Genomic DNA, 2,728 nt, shown 5'->3' with positions numbered 1-2,728 from the left:
AGCATAAGGGACTTTTTACCAACCATTTTGTCTATTACATCTAAAAAAATGACATGTGAGCGCATAAAAAAACTGCTTCCGAATTAACGAAAGCAGCTTTTATCTTGGTCGTCCAAACACCTAATCAGGACAGGCGATTTAAACTATAATTGTTTCACTCAATTTATTTATTCATGATTTACTTAGAATCAGTGTTTTCAGCGCTAGCATAAACTAAAGCCAAATCATCTAAAGACACCGTACTGGCTTCCAAATACATTTTCACAGCCTCAGTTTTTAAGGCTTCTACCTTTACTTGAGATTCTTTGGTTTCATAACCTGTAAAACTACATACCAAAGTATAAGTGCCTTCGGCTAAATTATCAAATTTAAAAAAGCCATTTTCATCTGATAAGACCTCAGCACCAGTTTCTTTTATCATAACTTTAGCATACAAAAGCGGAGTATTTTCAGCTTCTACATCTAATAAGTTACCACTTATAGAACCCGCTTCTTGAGCAAACCCTAAAGCTGAAATAAAAAAGACCAAACTAAAGATAAATTGTTTCATGACTTAAATTTGTAATATTTTGCAAAGTAACTACATAACAGCCTTTTACATGTTACCAAATCGTTAATCGTTTGTCACGATAATATTACCCTAATGTTAACAATGTTTCCTGTTTATTTTCTAGCCCAAATTAACAACCGCATTTTTTCATGAAAATAAGTATCTTGCCCTCACTTTTAACCGATATCGATGAACTGGGAACAACTACTATCCTTAAAGCGCTTTGGCGACACTAATAAACGTATTAGAAAAGAACAAGATGAAAACCGCGTAGGTTTTGAAGTGGATTACGACCGTATTATTTTTTCTTCGGAATTTAGAAGCCTTCAGGATAAAACTCAAGTCATTCCTTTATCGAATACGGATTTTGTACACACCCGCCTCACACATAGTTTAGAAGTAAGTGTAGTAGGTCGCTCTTTAGGACGTAGCGTAGGTCATAAACTTTTAGAGAAGCACCCGCATTTAAAAAATATTCACGGGTATCATCCCAATGATTTTGGTGCTATTGTAGCCGCTGCCGCTTTGGCTCATGATATTGGAAATCCGCCATTCGGTCATTCAGGTGAAAAAGCCATTGGTGAATTCTTTATAAATGGTGAAGGCAAAATTTACAAAGACCAATTAACCCCAGCACAGTATCAAGATTTATGTGATTTTGAAGGTAACGCTAACGGATTTAAAATTCTAACTGAAAGCCACCCCGGACGCCCAGGTGGTATTCGTTTGAGTTATGCCACCCTTGGGGCTTTTACTAAATACCCTAAAGAGTCTTTACCCAAAAAACCCACTAATCATATTGCCGATAAGAAATATGGTGTGTTTCAATCAGAAAAAGAAAACTTTGAAGATGTCGCTCACGAACTGGGCTTAATAAAGCGTAGCGAAAACAACATGAGCTATTCTAGGCATCCGCTGACCTTTTTAGTAGAAGCTGCCGATGATATTTGCTACACCATCATCGATTTTGAAGACGGCATCAATTTAGGTTTGATTCAAGAAGAATACGCCTTAGAATACCTGTCTAAAATCATTAGAAAAAACATCATTCCAGAGCATTATTACGCCCTTGAAACTCAAAAAGACCGCATAGGCTATTTACGTGCCTTAGCTATTGGCACCCTAATCAACGAAGCTGTTGATATTTTTATGGCCAACGAGGAAGCCATTCTAAACGGCGAATTTGATTGCGCCCTTTTAGACAAAAGTGCCTACGATGCTCAAATTAAAGATGTGATTAAAATTAGTATTGATAAGGTTTACCAATCTACCGAAGTCATAGACAAAGAAATTGTAGGTTATGGCGTTATCAATACCCTTTTAAACACTTACACCACCGCAGTAAATAACAGCTTTAACCAAACAGCATCCAACTACGATAAGCTTATTTTAAACGGGTTACCAGATACTTTAAAAACCGAAACCGACGATTTATACACACGTCTACTAAGTGTTTGTCATTATGTATCGCTCTTATCAGATAGTAAGGCCATGTTGGATTATAAAAAGATTAAGGGGTTGGGGTTTTGAGCTATTGATTATTGACTATTTTTTATTGATTATTAGGGTTCTCGTTGAAGTTTAGACTGGAATACTGTTTATTCGTTTATTTGTTGAATTGTTTAATCGTGTAACCGGGGGCTGAAATTGAAATTAGATTTTTGATTGTTTGGATGTTTATTTATTGAATGGAAAACTTTAACCGAATACTGAAGACAGATTACCTTGGACTATTGACATAAATGTTTAACTTTTAATATCTAATATTTTACTTTTAACTTGGTAAAATTTTTCACTTTTCAATTTTAATTATTAATTGAAAGAATGTTCATTTATATAAGTATTAAATGTTCTCGACTCCGCTCGAACACCGTTTCTGGAACTACTTATTTGGCTCTTCGATTTCTATGACGTAACCAAACGATTTTGATATAAATTTTCAACTTTTAATACCTAATTTTTTACTTTTAACTTGGTAAAATTTTTCACTTTTTACTTTTAATTATTAATTGAAAGAATGTTCATTTATATAAGTATTAAATGTTCTCGACTCCGCTCGAACACCATTACTGGAACTGCTTATTATGGTCTTCGATTTCTATGACGCAACAAAACGATTTTGATATAAATTTTCAACTTGAACTTCCCTAAATAATGTTGACCGTTTTTAATATTAAA

Annotated in this window: 2 protein-coding genes; one reads left to right on the top strand and one right to left on the bottom strand. The window is 34.3% G+C overall.

The window, feature by feature from the left end:
* Positions 1-178 precede the first annotated feature (178 nt).
* On the bottom strand, positions 179-550 hold the full coding sequence (locus tag F6U93_RS03330) for a carboxypeptidase-like regulatory domain-containing protein (RefSeq protein ID WP_150936829.1): 372 nt from the start codon (positions 548-550) through the stop codon (positions 179-181).
* A gap of 189 nt (positions 551-739) precedes the next feature.
* Between F6U93_RS03330 and F6U93_RS03325 the strand changes: the two genes are divergently transcribed.
* Positions 740-2,080, top strand: a complete 1,341-nt coding sequence (locus tag F6U93_RS03325) for a deoxyguanosinetriphosphate triphosphohydrolase (RefSeq protein ID WP_150936827.1) — start codon at positions 740-742, stop codon at positions 2,078-2,080.
* Positions 2,081-2,728: the final 648 nt, after the last annotated feature.

It is taken from the genome of Pseudotamlana haliotis, from assembly GCF_008806375.1.
In the GTDB taxonomy this organism is placed as follows: domain Bacteria; phylum Bacteroidota; class Bacteroidia; order Flavobacteriales; family Flavobacteriaceae; genus Pseudotamlana; species Pseudotamlana haliotis.
The sequence above is the reverse complement of the archived record's forward strand: the minus strand, read 5'-3'. Positions and strand labels throughout refer to the sequence as shown.